This window comes from Acidocella sp., from assembly GCF_035535915.1.
Taxonomy (GTDB): Bacteria; Pseudomonadota; Alphaproteobacteria; order Acetobacterales; family Acetobacteraceae; genus Acidocella.
The window spans coordinates 101329-119682 of sequence record NZ_DATLPB010000108.1; the positions used below are offsets into that span (position 1 = coordinate 101329).

General features: G+C 63.8%; 16 protein-coding genes, 1 pseudogene and 1 riboswitch. Of the genes and pseudogenes, 7 read left to right on the plus strand and 10 right to left on the minus strand.

Going from position 1 to position 18354, the window contains the following annotated elements; translation table 11 throughout:
* Positions 1–74: 74 nt before the first annotated feature.
* Positions 75–1574, minus strand: coding sequence for a malonyl-CoA decarboxylase (locus tag VNC39_RS14395; RefSeq protein WP_325400341.1), 1500 nt, complete (start codon positions 1572–1574; stop codon positions 75–77).
* A gap of 210 nt (positions 1575–1784) precedes the next feature.
* On the opposite strand from VNC39_RS14395, the gene VNC39_RS14400 reads away from it, so the two are divergent.
* Positions 1785–2513 carry a GntR family transcriptional regulator gene (locus tag VNC39_RS14400; RefSeq protein WP_325400342.1) on the plus strand — a complete coding sequence of 243 codons (729 nt, stop codon included), beginning with the start codon at positions 1785–1787 and terminating at the stop codon, positions 2511–2513.
* A gap of 154 nt (positions 2514–2667) precedes the next feature.
* Here the strand turns inward: VNC39_RS14400 and VNC39_RS14405 are convergent, their stop codons facing one another.
* A complete protein-coding gene (locus VNC39_RS14405) occupies positions 2668–3291 on the minus strand; it encodes a YceI family protein (protein WP_325400343.1) in 624 nt (207 codons plus the stop codon).
* Positions 3292–3687: 396 nt separating this feature from the next.
* On the opposite strand from VNC39_RS14405, the gene VNC39_RS14410 reads away from it, so the two are divergent.
* The gene (locus tag VNC39_RS14410; RefSeq protein WP_325400344.1) at positions 3688–5139 is read left to right on the plus strand and encodes an FAD/NAD(P)-binding protein; all 1452 of its coding nucleotides are present in this window, start codon (positions 3688–3690) and stop codon (positions 5137–5139) included.
* A 230-nt stretch (positions 5140–5369) separates the two neighbouring features.
* Here the strand turns inward: VNC39_RS14410 and VNC39_RS14415 are convergent, their stop codons facing one another.
* From VNC39_RS14415 to VNC39_RS14425, 3 genes are read right to left on the minus strand one after another with little or no spacing between them, the layout of a single operon-like run.
* Positions 5370–6773 (minus strand): TolC family protein, encoded by a 1404-nt coding sequence (locus tag VNC39_RS14415; RefSeq protein WP_325400345.1) that lies wholly within the window; start codon positions 6771–6773, stop codon positions 5370–5372.
* Positions 6770–8359, minus strand: coding sequence for an MFS transporter (locus VNC39_RS14420; RefSeq protein ID WP_325400346.1), 1590 nt, complete (start codon positions 8357–8359; stop codon positions 6770–6772). The genes VNC39_RS14415 and VNC39_RS14420 overlap by 4 nt, the downstream gene beginning before the upstream one ends.
* Positions 8356–9447, minus strand: a complete 1092-nt coding sequence (locus tag VNC39_RS14425; protein ID WP_325400347.1) for an HlyD family secretion protein — start codon at positions 9445–9447, stop codon at positions 8356–8358. The genes VNC39_RS14420 and VNC39_RS14425 overlap by 4 nt, the downstream gene beginning before the upstream one ends.
* A gap of 278 nt (positions 9448–9725) precedes the next feature.
* On the opposite strand from VNC39_RS14425, the gene VNC39_RS14430 reads away from it, so the two are divergent.
* Both VNC39_RS14430 and VNC39_RS14435 read left to right on the plus strand, forming a co-directional pair.
* Complete coding sequence (locus VNC39_RS14430) at positions 9726–10748, plus strand: LLM class flavin-dependent oxidoreductase (protein ID WP_325400348.1); 1023 nt, start codon at positions 9726–9728, stop codon at positions 10746–10748.
* A 185-nt stretch (positions 10749–10933) separates the two neighbouring features.
* Positions 10934–11178: riboswitch (cobalamin riboswitch) on the plus strand.
* A gap of 31 nt (positions 11179–11209) precedes the next feature.
* Positions 11210–12301 carry a HoxN/HupN/NixA family nickel/cobalt transporter gene (locus tag VNC39_RS14435; RefSeq protein WP_325400349.1) on the plus strand — a complete coding sequence of 364 codons (1092 nt, stop codon included), beginning with the start codon at positions 11210–11212 and terminating at the stop codon, positions 12299–12301.
* Positions 12302–12307: 6 nt separating this feature from the next.
* Here the strand turns inward: VNC39_RS14435 and VNC39_RS14440 are convergent, their stop codons facing one another.
* Complete coding sequence (locus VNC39_RS14440) at positions 12308–12565, minus strand: hypothetical protein (protein WP_325400350.1); 258 nt, start codon at positions 12563–12565, stop codon at positions 12308–12310.
* Positions 12566–12686: 121 nt separating this feature from the next.
* Here VNC39_RS14440 and VNC39_RS14445 point away from each other — a divergent pair, with 121 nt between their 5' ends.
* From VNC39_RS14445 to VNC39_RS14455, 3 genes are read left to right on the plus strand one after another with little or no spacing between them, the layout of a single operon-like run.
* Positions 12687–13820, plus strand: coding sequence for an ABC transporter substrate-binding protein (locus VNC39_RS14445; RefSeq protein WP_325400351.1), 1134 nt, complete (start codon positions 12687–12689; stop codon positions 13818–13820).
* Positions 13810–14877: a FecCD family ABC transporter permease gene (locus VNC39_RS14450; RefSeq protein ID WP_325400352.1), complete on the plus strand. Its 1068-nt coding sequence runs from the start codon at positions 13810–13812 to the stop codon at positions 14875–14877. The genes VNC39_RS14445 and VNC39_RS14450 overlap by 11 nt, the downstream gene beginning before the upstream one ends.
* Positions 14870–15643 carry an ABC transporter ATP-binding protein gene (locus VNC39_RS14455; RefSeq protein WP_325400353.1) on the plus strand — a complete coding sequence of 258 codons (774 nt, stop codon included), beginning with the start codon at positions 14870–14872 and terminating at the stop codon, positions 15641–15643. The genes VNC39_RS14450 and VNC39_RS14455 overlap by 8 nt, the downstream gene beginning before the upstream one ends.
* A 136-nt stretch (positions 15644–15779) precedes the next feature.
* On the opposite strand, the gene rfbD is transcribed toward VNC39_RS14455, so the two are convergent.
* The 4 genes and pseudogenes from rfbD to VNC39_RS14475 form a co-directional block, all read right to left on the minus strand.
* Positions 15780–16658 (minus strand): dTDP-4-dehydrorhamnose reductase, encoded by an 879-nt coding sequence (gene rfbD, locus VNC39_RS14460; RefSeq protein ID WP_325400354.1) that lies wholly within the window; start codon positions 16656–16658, stop codon positions 15780–15782.
* Positions 16655–17212 carry a dTDP-4-dehydrorhamnose 3,5-epimerase gene (gene rfbC, locus VNC39_RS14465; protein ID WP_325400355.1) on the minus strand — a complete coding sequence of 186 codons (558 nt, stop codon included), beginning with the start codon at positions 17210–17212 and terminating at the stop codon, positions 16655–16657. Before rfbC ends, rfbD begins: the two co-directional genes overlap by 4 nt.
* On the minus strand, positions 17209–18090 hold the full coding sequence (gene rfbA, locus VNC39_RS14470) for a glucose-1-phosphate thymidylyltransferase RfbA (RefSeq protein ID WP_325400356.1): 882 nt from the start codon (positions 18088–18090) through the stop codon (positions 17209–17211). Before rfbA ends, rfbC begins: the two co-directional genes overlap by 4 nt.
* Positions 18087–18354 (minus strand): annotated as a pseudogene (locus VNC39_RS14475) (dTDP-glucose 4,6-dehydratase); the annotation flags it as partial. The pseudogene VNC39_RS14475 and the gene rfbA, both read right to left, overlap by 4 nt.

An 18354-nucleotide genomic window follows, 5' to 3' on the forward strand; every position in this document is an offset into this window, starting at 1 on the left:
CGTTTCCTGTTTATTTGTAAAATAATAAGCCGGACCTTGCCCGGCTCTGCAAGTTGTTGATGCCCTGCAAGAAATTATTTGCGAGCGCCGCGCCGCGTGATCAGCGACCGTTTCGGCGATTCCACCGGTTCAGGCGCCAGCAGGGCCTCGATCGCCGAGGATCTGATGACGGTTCCATCCTTCACGAAGGCTTCGTGGTTCGCCTCTATGGTCGCCGGATCATAGAGATAATTGACCATGATCCCGTAGGATTCCTGCAAGCCCCGCTTGCCGGGATTGCCCATCCAATTGATCCGCTCCAGCTTGGCGCCATTGCCGAGATGGAACCGCGCCACCGGATCGGCACGTTTTTTTCCTTTGCCGCCCTCGCACAAATATTCCGCGCACAGGCGCAACAGAATCGGGCGGATGGCCTGCGCGGTCGCCGCCATCTTCGTCCAGGACTCATTGCTGAGCACGGAACGAAGGGTGGCCAGGACGTTCTCCGGCTCGTAGGGAATGCCCGTCGCGGTGAACAAGGCGCTGGCTTCCGCCTCGGAGAGGGGGAAGCTCCGCAGCTCCTTGCCCTCCAGCCAGCGGCGGAAGCCGGGCACCGGCGAGAGCGTGGAAAATTGCGTCACGCCGGGCAGTTCCGCGCGCAATTCCTCGACCACCTGCTTGATCAGGAAATTGCCGAAGGAGATGCCGCGGAGTCCGTCCTGGCAATTTGAAATCGAGTAGAAGATCGCCGTGTCCGCCTCGTTGGCGCGGCGCAACTGCGCCGCCTCGTCGTTATCGCGCTCCAGCAAAGCGCGCACCGAGCCTGACAACCCGCGCACCAAAGCAACCTCGACAAAAATCAAAGGCTCGCCGGGCAGAGCGGGATGGAAAAACGCAAAGCATCGGCGATCCGCCGCCAGCCGCCGGCGCAGATCGTCCCAGCCCTGGATCTCGTGCACCGCTTCATAGGCGATCAGCTTTTCCAGGATCGCCGCCGGCGTCTGCCAATCGATCCGGCGGATTTCAAGAAAACCGCGGTTGAACCAGGAGGAAAACAGATGCTTCAAATCGCCGTCGAGCAATTTAAGCACGGGCCGTTCCGCCATATGGGCCGGCAGCGTCTTGCGCATGGCGACCAGCGCCATCGTACCGCCCGGCGCCATGTTCATGCGGCGCAACAATTCCTGGCGCGGCGGCTCCGCGCACGCGGCCAATGCGGCCGCCGTTTCCGGCGAGGGCGCGGCGATATAAGCCTTGGCGGCTTCCGTCAGGCGCGCCTGGTCCGGCTGAAACCCCTCCGCGAGAAACATGTAAAACTCGCCCCATTGCTCGGGCGTCAGAGTGGAGACCACCGTCAACAGCTCCCGCGCCACCGCCGCCCCCGACGCCTCGCCGCGTTCCGACAACAGCGCCGTTGCGAGCATCCGGGCCCGCTCAAGCGGGGCGATGCTCTGCGCGGGAATGGCCGCAAAACCACGACCACGCTCGGCGATGGACGACCACAGGCGCTCCAACCAGACACGGGCGTTGCGCATCCGCAAAATCGGCGCCTGCGGCACAAGATCGATCTCTTTTGTATTATGGTCGGACAGCATATCTTTTCCTCGTTGTCCCCAGCCTAATATACAAATAAACGCATTTCAACGTATATTGTATTTATAAAGGTCACTTATATGCGAAACAGAATAACATAAGACAGAAATCGGCGGATAAGGTATAAAATACTCAAATTTAGCCTGACGTACTGCCGCAGGCGGCGCGTTTCAGCATACTTGTCCGAAGCCGGTCAAAAAGGGGGAGGATGAATGTCCAACATAGCATGGGAAGCCCATACCGGAATGACACACGGCGTCAAAGAACCGACGCGTGAAGGGGCTGGAACGATCGCCAGCCAAATTCGCATGAATCTCGCCGATGCGATCATCTCCGGCCGGTTCGCGCCGGGCGCGGAGATCGACGAGCAGGAGCTCGCGGATCGCTTCGGCGCCTCCCGCACCCCGGTACGCGAGGCGCTGCGCGAACTGGCATCCTCGGGCCTGGTCATTATCGAGCCACGGCGCGGCGCGCGTGTCGTCGAGATGACGCTGGACAAGATCGGCGAGATGTTTGAAGTCGCCGCCGAGATCGAGGCGATGTGTGCACGTTTCGCGACCTACCGGATGACGGCCCGTGAGCGCTTCGAACTGCGCCATCTGCATCATCTATCTCATGCCCCCGCCATCGCCGGAGACATCGACCGGTACGACGCGATCAACCGTGAGTTCCACACGAAACTCTACGAATCAACGCATAACACGTTCCTGTGTGAGCATGCGATGGGGCTGCGCATGCGGCTGGCCCCGTTCCGCCGCGCGCAATATCGCAGCGAGCAGCGGCTCAAACAATCTTACGACGAACACGCCGCCATACTTGCCAGCATTTTCACCGGAGATGGCGAAAGCGCCGCGAACTTGACGCGGGCGCATATCCTCGTCGCGAACGCGGTCTACGCCGCTTATGTTCAGGACAACCAGCGTCCGGCTGCCTCCGTGTAAAGTGAGGAAAGCGCTTTGTGAACAAAAAGTAGCAAAAAAACTTTGTTATGCTGGGCCATAGGCTGTGTCGGCGACAACGCCTATAGCCCAGCATAAACAAAAGTTTTTGCGCCGCTTTTTTCAAAAAGCGGCTGCTGTGCTCTACTCCCGCAGCTCAGTTGTGCAGTTCGAAAGCCCCGGCGATGTGCAGACGCACGGCATCGCTAACCGCGGGAATATAAGGGCTGACGCCGAACGCGCTGCGCTTGATCGTGCCGACGGCTTCGAACCCGACCGTATAGGCCTTATCCAGCGGATTGACGCCCGCACCGATGAACTTGACCGACAGCGTTTCCGGTTCCGTCACGCCGCGGATCGTCAGCTTGCCCTCGACCCGCGCGGTGTTTGCCCCGGTGCGCGTCACTTCGGTGGAAACGAAGGTCGCGGTCGGATACTTGGCGGCGTCGAACCACTGCGCCCCTTTCAGCTCGCCGTCGAGCACCGTGCTCGTGGTCTGCACGGAGTCGACCGGGATGGTGACATCGAGCTTCGATTTCGCCGGATGCGCCGGGTCGAGCTGCAGCGTACCCGAGACGTTGGAAAACACGCCTGAATAATAGCTGAAGCCGAAATGCAGAACGGAGAAACCGACCTGGGTGTGGTACGGCTCGACTTGATAGGTTCCGGCCTTGACGGTCAGCGGATTCGACGCGGCGCTTTGGGCGAGCGCCTGCGGCGCGGCCAGCGCCGACGTTAGCAAAGCTGCCGCCGCGGCAGCGATGACGGGGAGTGTCTTCATGGTTTCAGTCTCCAGTCGTGAAGATGCGATCCTGTTTTGAGCCGCTCTTTTGTACGGCTAAACAATTGGTTATGCTCGCATGCAGGCACCCTTGGATCAAGGCGATCTATTTACGATAGGAAGTATCGGCTTAGACGATAGGACGGCGCGCCGGCTAGCCGGTTTTTAAGTCGAGGGTCTGCGCAAAAACCGGGCCTGAGGCGTTGAAACCGCACGGACCAAAACTCACAAAATACCGCTTCCTTCCTTTGCCTTGCCGGATGGTAGATACGGCGTTGGCATCCGGCCATCATTTAAGAATATAAATCCGATAGAATTAAAGTTATTTTGTCTTGCGCGAACCTACCGGGTCGATGCAATCTCCCGCCGCAGGATTTTGCGCGAAGGAACAGGATGGTGAACGATTTCGATGGACGCCCCCGGATCGTGGTGATCGGCGGCGGTTTCAGCGGCGCTTTCTGCGCGGCGGAACTCGCGGAAAAATCTCCGGTGCCGGTGGCCATCATTGTGGTGGAACCGCGTCCGGTCCTCGGCGCCGGCGTCGCCTACTCCTCAACCGATCCGTCCCACCGCATCAACGTTCCCGCCGCCCGGATGACCATTTCCCCGGATAATCCGGCCGATTTCGATGGCTGGATCCGGCGGAACGGCGTGCTCGAGGAAGACCCTGAAGCCGTGTGGCAGGACGGGCACGCCTATCCAAGGCGCGAAATTTTCGGGCGGTATATCTCGGCGCTGGTGGCGGAACGCGGCGCCGCTCGGGCCGGTGTCACGATCACCCATGTGCAGGACAGCGCCATCTGGATCACACGCCGATGTCCCGGTTACAGCATAGCGCTCGCCCGCGGCGGCGCGCTCGCTGCGGATTTTCTGGTCATTGCGACAAGCCACCCCGCGCCGGCGCCGCCCCCAATCATCGCCTCGCTCTGTCCGCATCCTTCCATCATCGCCAATCCCTGGGTGCCGAACGCCCTGGCCGCCATCGCCCCGGCGCAGGACATTCTCATCGTCGGGACCGGCCTCACCATGGCCGATGTCGTGGCCTCCCTGACCCGCCAGCGCCATAAGGGCCACATCACCGCCGTCTCCCGGCGCGGGCAGCTTTCACGCGGCCACGCTTTTACACCGACACCCTTCGCCTGGTTTGCCGACCACCCTGCACCGCCCACGGCGCGGGAACTAACCCGCAAAATTCGGGAGCTGGTGGCAGCAGCGGCCACCCAGGGCGTCCCTTGGCAAGCCGTGATGGACGATGTCCGCGCCAACGGACAAACCCTTTGGCGAAATTTCGATGCGGCCGAGCGGCGGCGCTTCCTGCGGCATTTGCGCGCTTTCTGGGATACGCACCGCTACCGCGTCGCACCGCAGACGGAGCGCGTGGTGCAGAACCGCCTGGCGGATGGTTCGTTGACGGTCCTCGCCGCCTCGTTGCGCGCGGCGGCGCCGCGCGACGGGAAAATCAACGTCATGCTGCGCCCGCGCTGGTCAAACCCGGCGCAGCCTGTGCAATTGGCTGTCGATGCCATCATCGTCACCACCGGCCCGGCCCATGGCAAGATCACCAGCCAGATGCCCGTGCTGGCGAGCCTGGCGACGCAAGGCGTGCTGCGGGCGGATCCGTTGGGGCTCGGCATCGCGGTCGACCCGCTCGGCCGCACGATCGGCACGGACGGCGAGAGCCATTCGCGCCTTTACGTCGCCGGCCCGCTGGCGCGCGAACAATACGGCGAACTGATGGGCATGCCTCAAGTGGCCGGACAAGCCAGCGCGGTCGCGGGCGAAATCGCCAAGCTGCTAGAGCCGGATGATTTTAGATCGAATCGCGCAGCGATCCGCTCTAAAATCTGAATCCGCCTCTAGATAAATAAGTTAGAGGGCGATTCAGACTTTAAGTCGAACCATGAATGGTTCGACTTAAAGTCATCGCGCTCTAACGGCCGCGAGCCTGGCACCGGTCAGCGGCGTGTAAGAAAGCAGCCGCTTTTTGAAAAAAGCGGCGCAAAAACTTTCGGTTACGTCGGGCCTTGGCGGTGAAACCGGCACGGGCCAAAAAGCAGCGCTTCCTTCCTAACCTTCCGTTATTTCCAGCCGCCGCCGAGCGCCTTGAACAGGCCGATCTGGTCCTGCACCAAAGTCGCATCCGAGGCCGCCAAAGCCGCGTCGGCGGAAATCAGCGTCTGTTCCGCCGTCAACAGGTCGAGCGCGCTGATGGCGCCGGCCGCCAACTGGTCCTGCGCCTGCGCGAAAGCCAGTTTCGCTTGCTCATCCGCCTGCGCCAAAGCCGCATGCTGGTCTAGCTGGGACTCATAGGTGGTGAGCGCCTGCTCGGTCTCGGTCAGCGCACGGAGCACGACCGAATCATAGCCCGCCAAAGCCGCCCGGCTCTGCGCCTTGGCCTGTGCCAATAGCGTGTACTGGCCATAGAGATTCGGAAAACTCCAGCTGATCGCCGGCCCTATCCCCCAGGCGAGACCGTTATTGCTGCTGAGCAGACGAAGCTCGCTGGAAACGCCGCCATAAAACCCGTTGATGGTGACGCGCGGAAACAGATCCGCCGTCGCCACCCCCACCCCCGCCAAAGCGGCGGCATATTTGCGATCCGCCTCGCGGATGTCCGGCCGGCGCGCCAGCAAAGCAGCGCCGTCGCCCACCGGCACCGGTGCGGAGAGCTTCATCGCGGCCTGGCAGGACAGCACTTCCCGCGGCGCCTGCGCCGGCGTTTCGCCCAGCAGATCGGCCAGTTCGAACAGGGCCGCCCGACGCTGACCCTCCAACGGCGGAAGCACCGCCTGCTGCTGCGCCACCACGACTCCCTGGCGCGTCACGTCGAACTGCGTGCCGGCTCCGGCGGTAAAGCGCTGCTGCACGATCTGATATTGCCGGGTGGCCAGATCCAGGGAGCGCTGCGCCACCATGATCCGCTCGCCAGACGTGCAGATCTCGCCATAGGCGCGCGCTGTCTCGGCGGCGATGGTCACGCGCAGATCGTCGCGCGCCGCCATCTGGGCCTCGGCGCTATCCCGCGCTTCCTCGATCGTCCGCCGCACATGGCCGAACAGATCGAGTTCGTAGGAGGCATCCAGCACGGCGTCATAAATCCAGGTCGTCTGCGGTTTGTGGCCAGTGAGGACGAGGATTTCGTCGGTGACGGGGTCACGCCCATAGGTGCCGGAGAGCTCCAGGTCGGTCTGCGGGAACAGCCCGTTGCGGGCGTTCTCCAACACCGCCCGCGCGGCGGCGAGATTGGCCTCCGCCTCCTTGAGGTTGGTGTTGGCGGCGAAAGCCTGAGCGACCAGCCGGTTCAGCTCCGGGTCCTGGTACAGCACCCACCAATCATCCGGCAGAGGCGCCTGGACCACCGCCGGACCGGTGGAAACGAAACCACCCGCGGCGCTGGCCGGTACGGAAGGCGGGCGATAATCTGGCCCCAGCGCGCACCCGGCCAGCAGCGCCGGCAGCAACAACAGCCCACGCCGCCTCACGACCCGTTCTTCCGCCGCAATAAAGGTTTTGGCGAGGCCGGGCCTTGCGGCGGCGGCGGCACGATCAGCACGAACATGGTGAGCCCCAGCGCCGCCACCGCCGCCACGAGCACGAAACCATCGATGGTGGACTGGGTGGTGGCCATCACCCGCACCACATCGCCCAACACGGCGGGCGCCGCCGCGGAATGCCCCCGTGGCGTGAGCACATGGTGATAGGCGTCCAGCCGGCGTTGCACATCCAACGCCCCCTTCTGTACATGCTGCCCGATCAGGTTGGAGGCGCGCTGCTCGCGCACCCGGTTCCACGTGGTGATCAGCGCGGTCCCCACCTCGCCGCCGAACAGCCGCGCCATCTGCAACGAGGCGCCGAAGGAGAGCGCATCCTGCGGTTTCAAATTCAGCACGGCGGTGAACACCACACCGGACAGCGCCAGGCTTTGCCCCAGCGCCTGCAAAAGCTGCGAAACCAGGAACTGGTCAGATCCCCAGCCAGGCGTGAGCGTCCAGGCCACTGTCATGCAGGCCACGCCGATCAGGCACATGCCAAGCCCGCCGGCAAGACGCGGGTCGAAGCGGCGCAGCATCCAGGCCGCGATCAGGCAGGTAATCAATTGCGGCATCGCGATCCAGATCAGCGTGTCGCCGACCTCCAGGGCGCGGAAGCCGCGCACACCACCGAGATAATAAGGGATCAGCGCAGCCGTGCTCAGGATCGTCAGGCGAAGAATGGAGATAAGCAGCAGCAAAAGCGGCATCGGCCAGCGGAAGGGTATACGCGGGTCCAGCCAGGGATACGGGGCCGTCGCCTCATGAATCACGAAGGCCACAAGCATGATGCCCCCCGCCAGCAGCAACCCGGAAATCAGCCCGGAATTCAGCCAGGCCAGCCGGTTGCCCTGATCCAACGCAGCGTACAACAGCGCAAAGCCCGCCCCGCAGGCGATGAGCCCGAACGGGTCCCAGTGAATATCATTGGTCGGCGGCTGGTGCTTTACCCCCCATTGCAGACATGCCGCCATGCCCAAGCCCAACGGAACATCCTGCCAGAAAATCCAGTGCCAGGTGAGGTGATCGACATAGAACCCTTCCAGCGAGGCGGAGATGTTCAGCGACAATTCCAGATTCAACGCATAGACCGCCACGCCATAGGCCCAGAGCCTGGGCGACATCGAACGCAGAACGAAACTGAGGGTGAGCGGGATGAACGTGCCTGAGGACAGGCCGGCGATGAATTGCAGCCCGAGGAAGGTGTCCAGATTTTGCGAGAAGGGCAACAGGAAGGAGGCGGCGGCGAAGACCAGTGCGGAGAGGATGAGAATCTGCCGTGGTCCGTACACCCCACCAACCCAAACGGCGAAAGGGGTCACCAGCATCTGCGCCATAGTAAAGGAGGTGGTGATCCACGCCCCCTCATCGAAGCCGGCATGCAGGGCGCCGCGCACATCCGCCAGGCCGAAAGAGGAAAGCCGCCCGGTGAGGGTGGAGACGAAGGTGCCGAGCAGCACCCCCGCCAAGCCGAGCCAAGGAATGCCTTGTGCCGCCGGTGCCGCAGCCGGGGCGGCCACGCTGGCCGTGCCGCTCATGAATGCGGGCCCGAACTTGTGTCGATGCTGGGCTCTACCGACATGCCCGCCCGTAGCAACGAAGCCAGTCCGGCGGGATCGTCGATGTCGATTTTCACCGAAATGCGCTGCACGATCTTGGTAAAGTTGCCGGTGGCGTTGTCCGGCGGCAGTAAGGCGAGCTGCGCGCCGGAGGCCGGCGAGATCGCCACCACATGGCCGCGCAGCGTCGCCCCCGGAAAACTATCCACCGTCACCGTTGCTTTTTGCCCGATGCGCACATGGGTGAGCTGAGTTTCCTTGTAATTCGCCAGCACATAGACATGCGGGAGCCTGGAAAGCGTCGTCACCTGCGTGCCGGCGGCGATGAACTGCCCGGCAAAAACCTGCCGCAGCCCGATCATTCCAGCCTCCGGCGCGGTGATGCGCGTATAGCCAAGATTGATCCGCGCCAATTTCAGCGCCGCCTGCTTGGCCAGCAGCGCCGCCTTCACGGCGTCAAGCTGGGCATGCAGCAGGTTGATCTGTCGGCTTACCACATCCGCCTGGGCGCGGTTGGCGGCGAGCTGGGCGGAGAGCTGCTGGCGCGCCGTCTCGGCCTTCTCCACCTCCTCGGTCGAGCTCGAGCCGGTGGTGAGCAGCCGCCGCGCGCGGGCGACGTCCCGCCCGCTTTGCAAAAGCTGGGCCGCCGTCGCATCGGCATTGGCCTGGGCGGCGCGTAGATTGGCTTCCTGCAACGGAAATTGCGCCTGCACCTGCTCGATCTGCGCCTCCGCCGCCGCCACATCGGCCTGGGCCTGCTCCACCCGGGCGCGGTAATCGGAATCGTCGATCTGCACGATCATTTGGCCGGCCTTGACGCTGGCATAATCCTGCACCGGCACGTCCTGCACATAGCCCGGCACTTGCGCGGAAAGCGGCGTCAGATCGGCCTGCAGATAGGCATCGTCTGTGGTCTGCCAGCGTTCATCGCCTTGCCAACGGTTCCACCGGCTGACGAAGAGATACAAGACCAGGGCCGCCGCCACGAAACTGACGATGCGCCAAAAGCTTTTCGGTACTCTGATCCGGCGCAGCAGCGCTATTCTCCCTGGCGTTTCGCCCGGCAATTTCGTCTCCCGTTAGATGTGCTGCCAATCTCCCGCGGATGATCGAAGCATAACCCGCGGACTCGATGGAAGAGTTTTCACGGTACGCACGGGCAGTTAAGTAAAGTGGCCGGCCGGCGGCGGTGAAATCAGCACGCCCCACAGTTAACAAAGTTTTTTGCTTCTTTTGGTTCACAAAAAGAAGACCCTTCTTTTTCTTTTCCTGCCTGCGCAGGCCGCATCTAGCACCGGCCGCGCAATTGGCTAACCTGCGCCCGAACCATTGCAAAGATGCCGCTGTGAAAAAGATCGGTTTCCTCTCGTTCGGCCACTGGACGCCCTCACCGCAGTCGCAGACCCGCTCGGCCGGCGATGCCCTCCTGCAATCCATCGATCTCGCCGTCGCGGCCGAGGCGCTGGGGGCGGACGGCGCCTATTTTCGCGTCCACCATTTCGCCCGCCAGCTTGCTTCCCCCTTCCCGCTCCTGGCCGCCGTGGGCGCGAAGACCAGCCGCATCGAAATCGGCACGGCGGTGATCGACATGCGCTACGAGAATCCGCTTTACATGGCCGAGGATGCCGGCGCGGCCGACCTGATCGCCGGCGGCCGCCTGCAGCTCGGCCTCAGCCGCGGTTCGCCCGAGCAGGTGATCGACGGCTGGCGCCATTTCGGCTTCCGCCCGGCGGAGGGCCAAAGCGACGCCGATATGGGAAGGCGCCATGTCGAGCGCCTGCTCGAGGTGCTGCGCGGCGAGGGTTTCGCCCAACCCAACCCGCGCCCCATGTTCCCCAACCCGCCGGGCCTGCTGCGCCTGGAGCCTTATTCGGAAGGCCTGCGCGAGCGGATCTGGTGGGGTGCGGGCTCCAACGCCACCGCCGCCTGGGCGGCCAAGCTTGGGATGAACCTGCAAAGCTCGACGCTGAAGGACGACGAAACCGGCGAGCCGTTCCACATTCAGCAGGCCAAGCAAATCCAAATCTTCCGTGACGCCTGGAAGGAACATGGCCACACGCGCACGCCGCGAATCTCGGTCAGCCGCAGCATCTTCCCGCTGGTAAACGACCACGACCGCGCTTATTTCGGCCATGGCGGCAAGGAAGAAGACCAGGTCGGCTTCATCGACGAAAAGACGCGGGCCATTTTCGGCCGCGGCTACGCCGCCGAGCCGGCACGCCTCATCGAGCAACTGCGGCAAGACGAGGCCATCGCGGCCGCCGACACGCTGTTGCTCACCGTCCCCAACCAGCTCGGTGTCGCCTATTGCGCGCATGTGATCGAGGCGATCCTGAAACAGGTCGCCCCTGCCTTAGGCTGGCGCTGAGGGAGAAAAAAGAAAGCAGCCGCTTTTTGAAAAAAGCGGCGCAAAAACTTTTTTTGACTTTGGGCCGATGGCGGTGAAACCAGCACGGCCCAAAGTAAACAAAGTTTTTTTGCTACTTTTTGTTCACAAAAAGTAGCGCTGTCTTGCCTTGCTTTCCGCTGCTTGCCACGCGCGGCGTCACAACGTTAGGATCACGCGTCATCGGTCCCGCGCGAGCGGGTGAAAAGGGAACGCCGTGCGCCCCGGCTGGACCAGCGGTCCGGGGGCAAGTCGGCGGCTGCCCCCGCAACTGTCAGCGGCGAGCCGCTGGCCCGGCTGCCGCACTCCGGTTTTGAGGGAGGCAGGTCACTGAGCCCGCGAGGGCACGGGAAGACAGGGCCAGAGGCGTTGACCCGCGAGCCAGGAGACCTGCCGGTGTCGCGCTCACAATAACTGCCGGGCGGGGCGCCCGGGAGTGGGGAATGGCCATGCTCGCGGCGTTCAGAAATATTTTCGACGACAGTTCGGCGCAGGTTAAAGGCAAAATCATCGGAATGTATGTGTTCCTGATTGCCGCCAATATCGGGGGCTGGATTTATGCTTTTGCGGCGTTTCACAGCAACCCGCTTTTCATCGGCACAGCGCTTCTGGCCTGGGGTTACGGCCTGCGCCATGCGGTCGATGCCGACCATATCGCGGCCATCGACAACGTCACGCGCAAGCTGATGCAGCAAGGCAAGCGCCCGGTCACCGTCGGCTTCTTTTTCTCGCTCGGCCACTCGCTGGTCCTCATCATCGGCGTGGCGGCGATTTACTACATAAAGTCGAACGTGAACGGCGACAGCTTCAACGCTTTCAATAATGAAAGCGGGATCGTCGGCACCGCGGTCTCGACGGGCTTTCTGTTCGTGATCGGCATCATGAATCTGCTGATCGCGCTCTCGGTGTACCGGACCTTCAAGCATGTCGCCAAAGGGGGCCTCTATGTCGAAGAGGATTTCGACATGCTGCTCAACAAGCGCGGCTTCTTCTCGCGCATCTTCCGGCCGCTGTTCAACCTCGTCAACAAAGGCTGGCAGATGTTGCCCATCGGGTTCCTGTTCGGCCTCGGGTTCGACACCGTCACCGAAGTCAGCCTGCTTGCCATCGCCGCCACGGAAGCGACGAAAGGGATGCCGCTATGGTCCATCATGACATTCCCTTTGCTGTTTGCCGCCGGCATGTCGCTGATCGACACCACCGACGGCATCGCGATGCTCGGCGCCTATGGCTGGGCCTTCGTGAAGCCGGTGCGCAAACTCTATTATAACCTCACGATCACCTCGGTGTCCGTCATCGTCGCTCTGGTCATCGGCGGGATCGAAGGGCTGGGCCTGGCCGCGCAGGAGTTGAACATGTCCGGCGGCTGGTTCTGGAACGACGTCAACATGCTGAACGGCAATTTCGGCTATCTGGGTTATTCCGTCATCGGCATCTTTCTGCTCAGCTGGCTCGCCTCCATCGCCATATACAAGCTGAAGCGCTATGACGAGCTCGAGTTGAAAATGCCCCCACGGGCCAGCGCCGAGAATTGAGGGTCTTTAGGCCGGGCTCGCGGCCAGCGCGACGGCGATGCCCATGCCCAGCGCGACAAACGAAAGCGCGGCCATCACCGCCACCGGCGGCTGCGGCGCCCCCGCGACCGACATCGCCGCATGGTCCATGCCATGCCCTGCGGCATGGAAGCGACCGGCCCGGCCGGCTCCCGCCGCACGGTGAGCATCCCCATGTTTCAGATGATTGCCTACCAGCCACCAATTCATCGGATAGGTGACAGCAAAGCCCGCGAGCAGCGCCATCGGCCTTAGCGATTGTGACAGGCCGTTTTTACTTGCCCTGTCCCTTGCCAAATTGCGAATGCGTCGCATTTGCGCTATAGGCTGCCGCCCGCCGTCAGCCGCGATTTGTTGGATGTCGATAATGCGATTTCGCCTGCCCCCCTACTGGCCCGCCTTGCTGCTGTTTTGCGGGCTGGTCCTGCCGCACATGGCCCGCGCCGCGATCACGGTCACCGACATGGCCGGCCGCCAGGTCACGCTGGCCGCGCCGCCGCAGCGGATCGCGCTGCAGGACGGGCGCATCGCCCTCGACCTCGCTCTTTTGGACCGCAGCCAGCCCTTCGCCCGGGTGGTGGTATGGAATAATCTGCTCAAACGCTTCGAGCCGAATCAATGGTCCGTGCTCGTCAAAAACTGGCCGGCGGTTGCGAAAATCCCGGATATGGGGTTCGACGATAACGGCTCCGTAAACCTTGAGGAACTGATCGCCGCGCGGCCGCAATTGCTGGTGGCTGAGCTGCGCGCCCGCCCGATTCTGGAACAGCAGGGGGTCATGCGCACCCTGGCGCAGCTCGGCATTCCCGTGTTGTTCGTCGATGATTCCGAACACCCGGTGCCCGACGCCGCGCGGAGCGTGACCCTGCTGGGCCAGGTGCTGGGCCGCGAGGCGGAGGCCAAGGCCTATGTCGATTTCTACGACGACCATTGGGCGGCTCTCGACAAAATAATCGCCGCCCAACCCCAACCGCGCCCGCTGGTGTTCGTGAACGTCCTGGCCGGACAGAACGATGCCGGCGGCTGCTGCTTCACCCATGGCGATTTCGGCTGGGGACTCCTGGTGCAAGCGGCAGGGGCACGCAATCTGGGCTCTGCCCTGCTGCGCACGCCGGCCGGCCCGGTCTCCATGGAAGCCGTGCTGGCCGCGCAACCGAACGTGCTGGTGATGACCGGGCGCGCGCCCAGCAATACGCTGGTGCCAATGGGCTATGACACCAATGAAACCGCTGCCGGCGTGCGATTGCGGGCGCTGACGCAGCGCCCCGGCTTTACCGCCCTGAAAGCGGCGACCGACGGCCAAGTCTACGCCCTGTATCACCCGTTCTATTCCAGCGTTTTCAACATCATCGGCCTCGAATATCTGGCCAAATACATCTACCCGCAGGCTTTCGCCGCTTTGCATCCCGGTCAGGATTACGCGTCGATCATCGCACAATTCACCGATCTCCCGCCAAGCCCGGTGCTGCTAGGCATACGGATGCCCGCGCATGGCGGCTAGCACAAGTGTGGAACTGACAGCCGGTTATCGGCGGGTGCTGCGCCGGCGTGTCCTGCTTCTCGGCGGCCTGATCCTGCTCTGCCTCGCCTGCTTCCTCACCGAACTCGCCGTCGGCGGCGAAACGCTCGGCCTCGGCAGCGTACTGCGCGGCCTCCTGCATCCTTCGCAAGTGGACCCGACGGTGCGCATCATCCTCTGGCAATTGCGCTTGCCGGTGGCCTGCACGGCGGTGCTGGCGGGGGCCGGGTTAGCCATCGCCGGCAGCCTGATGCAAGGAGCCCTCAATAACCCTCTGGCTGAACCGTTCACGCTGGGCCTGTCCTCCGCCGCTGGGTTCGGGGCGGCTTTGGTCATTGTGCTCGAGCCTTGGTTCAGCCCCGCACTCGGCGCCCTGCCCCAGGGGCTCCTGGTCTCGGCCAGCGCGTTTTTGTTTTCGGTTGGGGTCATCTCGGGCATAGCGCTGTTGGCGCGGGCGCGGCAGATGCGGCCGGAGACGATCGCGCTGCTCGGGATCGCCGTGCATTTCACCTTCTCGTCCCTGCTCGCCTTCACGCAATATGCCGCCAATGCCGACCAGCTGCAGACCCTGGTCTTCTGGCTGCTCGGCTCCGTGCAGCGGACAAGCTGGACCCAGGTGGCGATTTGCGGCGCGCTGCTGGCCTTCATTTTGCCGCTGCTGCTGCTGCGCGCCTGGGCGCTCACCGCTGTCGGCAGCTTCGGTGCGCACGCCGGCGTGCTCGGGCTGCGGGTGGCACGGGTGCGGCTGCTGATGCTGCTCGCGGCCGCCTTGCTCGCCGGCGCGGTGACAGCGACGGTGGGGATTGTCGGCTTTGTCGGACTGGTGGCGCCGCATATCGCGCGCATGCTGGTGGGCGAGGACCAGCGCTTCGCCCTCGCCACCTCGGCCACATGCGGCGGGGTGATCATGCTCACGGCCGCACTCGCCAGCCAGACTCTGATTCCCGGCGCCATATTGCCGGTTGGCATGCTGACCGCACTGCTCGGCGTGCCGGTCTTCCTGTGGCTGATTCTCCGCCAGCAGGCCCATTATGCTTGATGTCGCGGCGCTAACCCTGGTGCTGCAGCGCCAGCTTATTCTGGAGGGGCTCAGCTTTTCCGCGCGGGCCGGCGAAGTCACAGCGGTGCTGGGCCGCAACGGCTCGGGCAAGACGAGCCTGGTGCGCGCTTTGGCGGGATTGCTGCCGTATCGCGGCCAGGTCCGGCTGAACGGCGAAGAGCTGAACACCCTCGCCCCCTCGGCTCGCGGCCGGCTGGTGGGCTATATGGCGCAGAACCCCTACACCGTCACCGCCAGGCTCAGCGTCCTTGAGCTGCTGGTGCTGGCCCAGAACGCCGACCGCCTCGGCGCGCGGATGCACGAGGAATCGCTTGCCCAGGCCCACGCCATCCTGGAACGCCTGCAGCTCGGTCCCCTCGCGGCCATGGAGCCGGCACGCCTCTCCGGCGGGCAGCGGCAAATGGTGGCCCTGGCCTTGGCCCTGGTGCGCCAGCCGCGCCTGCTGCTATTGGACGAGCCAACCTCCGCCCTCGACATCGCCAACCAGATGAACCTGCTCGCCACCGTGCGCGACTATACGCGGCGCGCGGGCATCGTCACGCTGATCATCCTGCACGACCTCAACCAGGTGAGCCGCTTCTGCGACAGCGCCCTGATGCTGAGCGAGGGAAAACTGGCCGCGCAAGGCCCGACCGCGACGTTGCTGGAACGTGGGCGGCTGGCGGAGCTTTATGGCATCAACTGCGAAATCGCCGCGCTGCCCGGCGGGCATAAGGTCATCTATCCGCTGGGGTTGAGCAACTAAGCAAGCGCTACTTTTTGTGAACAAAAAGTAGCAAAAAAACTTTGTTTACTTTGGGCCCGTGCCGTTTCAACGCCTCAGGCCCAGAGTGACAAAAGTTTTTGCGCCGCTTTTTTCAAAAAGCGGCTGCTTCCTTCCCTTACTCCACGCCTCTTTCCAAAACGGCCTTCAAACCTTCGCGCCAAGGCGGAAGCGTGCAGCCGAAGACGCGCTGCAGCTTTGCGCAATCGAGCCGCGAATCGGCCGGGCGTTTGGCGGGCGTCGGCCAGTCCGCGGTGGTGATGGCATCGATGCGCGGGCGCGGATGGCCAAGGCGCTCGGCTTCCTCGAAGATCGCCGTGGCGAAGCCGTGCCAGGTGGTCGCGCCTGAATTGGTAACGTGGAAAATGCCGGCGAACGAGTCCTGCCATCCCTCCGCGCGGATTTTTTCGGCAATCGCCATGATCGCCGCCGCCAGGTCCAGCGCCGAGGTCGGGGTGCCGTGCTGGTCGGCGACGACGCGCAGCACACTGGTCCGCCGCGCCGCGTTCAGCATGGTGCGAAGAAAGTTCTTGCCATAAGGCGCATAGACCCAGGCGGTGCGGAGAATGATCGCCTTCGCCCCGCTGGCCAGCACCGCGTTTTCCCCGTCGCGTTTCGTCAGACCATAGAATCCGGCCGGACGGGTCGGGTCGGTCTCGACATAGGGCGCGCCCTTGGTGCCGTCGAACACGTAATCCGTGGAGATATGGATGAGCGGGACGTTATGGGTGGCGCACAGAAGGGCCAGATGTTCCGGGCCGGTATGGTTGCCCGCCCGCGCCGCGTCGTGTTCCGTCTCGGCCGCGTCCACCGCGGTGTAGGCCGCGGCGTTGATCACCAGGTCAGGCCGGGCCCGGGCAAAACAGGCATCGATTGTGGCCGGCACGGCCAGGTCAAACTCTGGCCGGCTTACTGCAAGAAATTCGAGGTGACGCCGCTTGGCTTCCGCCGCGAGCGCCTGCCCCAGCTGTCCCGTGGCGCCGGTGATGAGGATCATGCGGTAAACCAGTCCTCGCAGTCGCTTAGGGCGGGCAGGAGCTTGTCTTTGTCCGAGAGCAGGGCGTTCTCGGGCGCGACCGGCCAGGGCAAGGCCAGCGTCGGGTCGTTCCAGATCACCGCGCGTTCGGCCTCACGGTCGTAGGGCGCGGTGACTTTGTAGATCACCGACGTGTCCGGCTCGATCGTGCAGAAACCGTGCAAAAACCCGCGCGGCACCCAAAGCTGCTGCCAGTTCTCCGCGCTCAACACCGCAGCGGCATATTGCCCGTAGGTCGGGGAACCGCGCCGCAGATCCACCGCCACATCCCAGATCGCCCCCTTGATCACCCGCACAAGCTTGCCCTGGACATTGGCGCCGATCTGGCAATGCAGGCCGCGGACCGTGCCGGCCTGGGTCGAAAGGCTCTGATTGTCCTGCACGAAAACCTCATTGAACCCGTGCGCCGCGAGCGTCCCGGCGTTCCAGGTTTCCGAGAAAAACCCCCGCGAATCGGCGAATTTCCGTGGCGTGATCAGCAGCACGTCGGGAATGGACAGCGGTTCGATGTTCATGCGTGATGCCCCTCGCCGATCTCGTGGAGAATCCGGCCGAGTTCGGTCTTGCCGATCATGGCGGCGCGGGCCCGCAAGGCAGCCGCGTCGATGAAGCCCATGCGGAAAGCCACTTCTTCCGGGCTGCCCACGAGATTGCCCTGGCGGGACTGGATGGTCTGCACGAAGGTCGCCGCCTGCAACAGGGAATCCGGCGTGCCGGCATCGAGCCAGGCGGTGCCCCGGCCGAGCCGCTCGACCTTGAGCACGCCTTCGCGCAGATAGATCTGGTTGAGGTCGGTGATCTCCAGCTCCCCGCGCGCCGACGGGCGCAGGCGGCGGGCGAATGACGTGACCCGGTGGTCATAAAAATACAGCCCGGTCACGGCCCAGGGCGATTCCGGCCGCGTGGGCTTCTCCACAATGCCGGTGGCGTTGCCGGCTTCATCGAATGACACCACGCCGTAGCGCTCCGGATCGCGCACCTGATAGGCGAACACGGTCGCCCCGTCGGCGCGCGCGCTCGCCGCGCACAGCATCGACGAGAGATGGTCGCCATGGATCAGATTGTCGCCCAGCACCAGCGCGCAGCCTTCGCCGGCAATCCATTCCTCGCCGATCAAAAACGCCTGGGCGATGCCGTCCGGGCTGGGCTGCTCGGCATAGGAGATGCGAACGCCGAGATGCGCGCCGTCATGGAACAGACGCTGGAATTGCGGCAGATCCTGCGGCGTGGAGATCACCAGCACATCGCGGATGCCCGCCTGCAGCAGGGTGGAGAGCGGGTAATACACCATCGGCTTGTCGTAGACCGGCAGCAATTGCTTGGAGGTCGCCTGGGTGATCGGGTGCAGGCGGGTGCCCGACCCGCCCGCGAGAAGAATGCCTTTGCGGATCATGCTGTCGCTCCCAATCTTTCTGCGGTTCCCAGTCTCTGGCCGTGATATTTCTGCGCGCGAATGCCCTCCCACCAGGCCCGGTTGTCCAGATACCAGTCGATGGTGGCGGCGAGCCCGCGCTCAAAATCATGCGCGGCCCGCCAGCCCAAAGCCGCCTCGGCGCGTGTGGGGTCGATCTCATAGCGGTTGTCGTGGCCGGGGCGGTCCGCGACGAAGCGGATCAGCCGCTCCCTTGCCCCCGACGGGCTCGGCAACCTTGCGTCC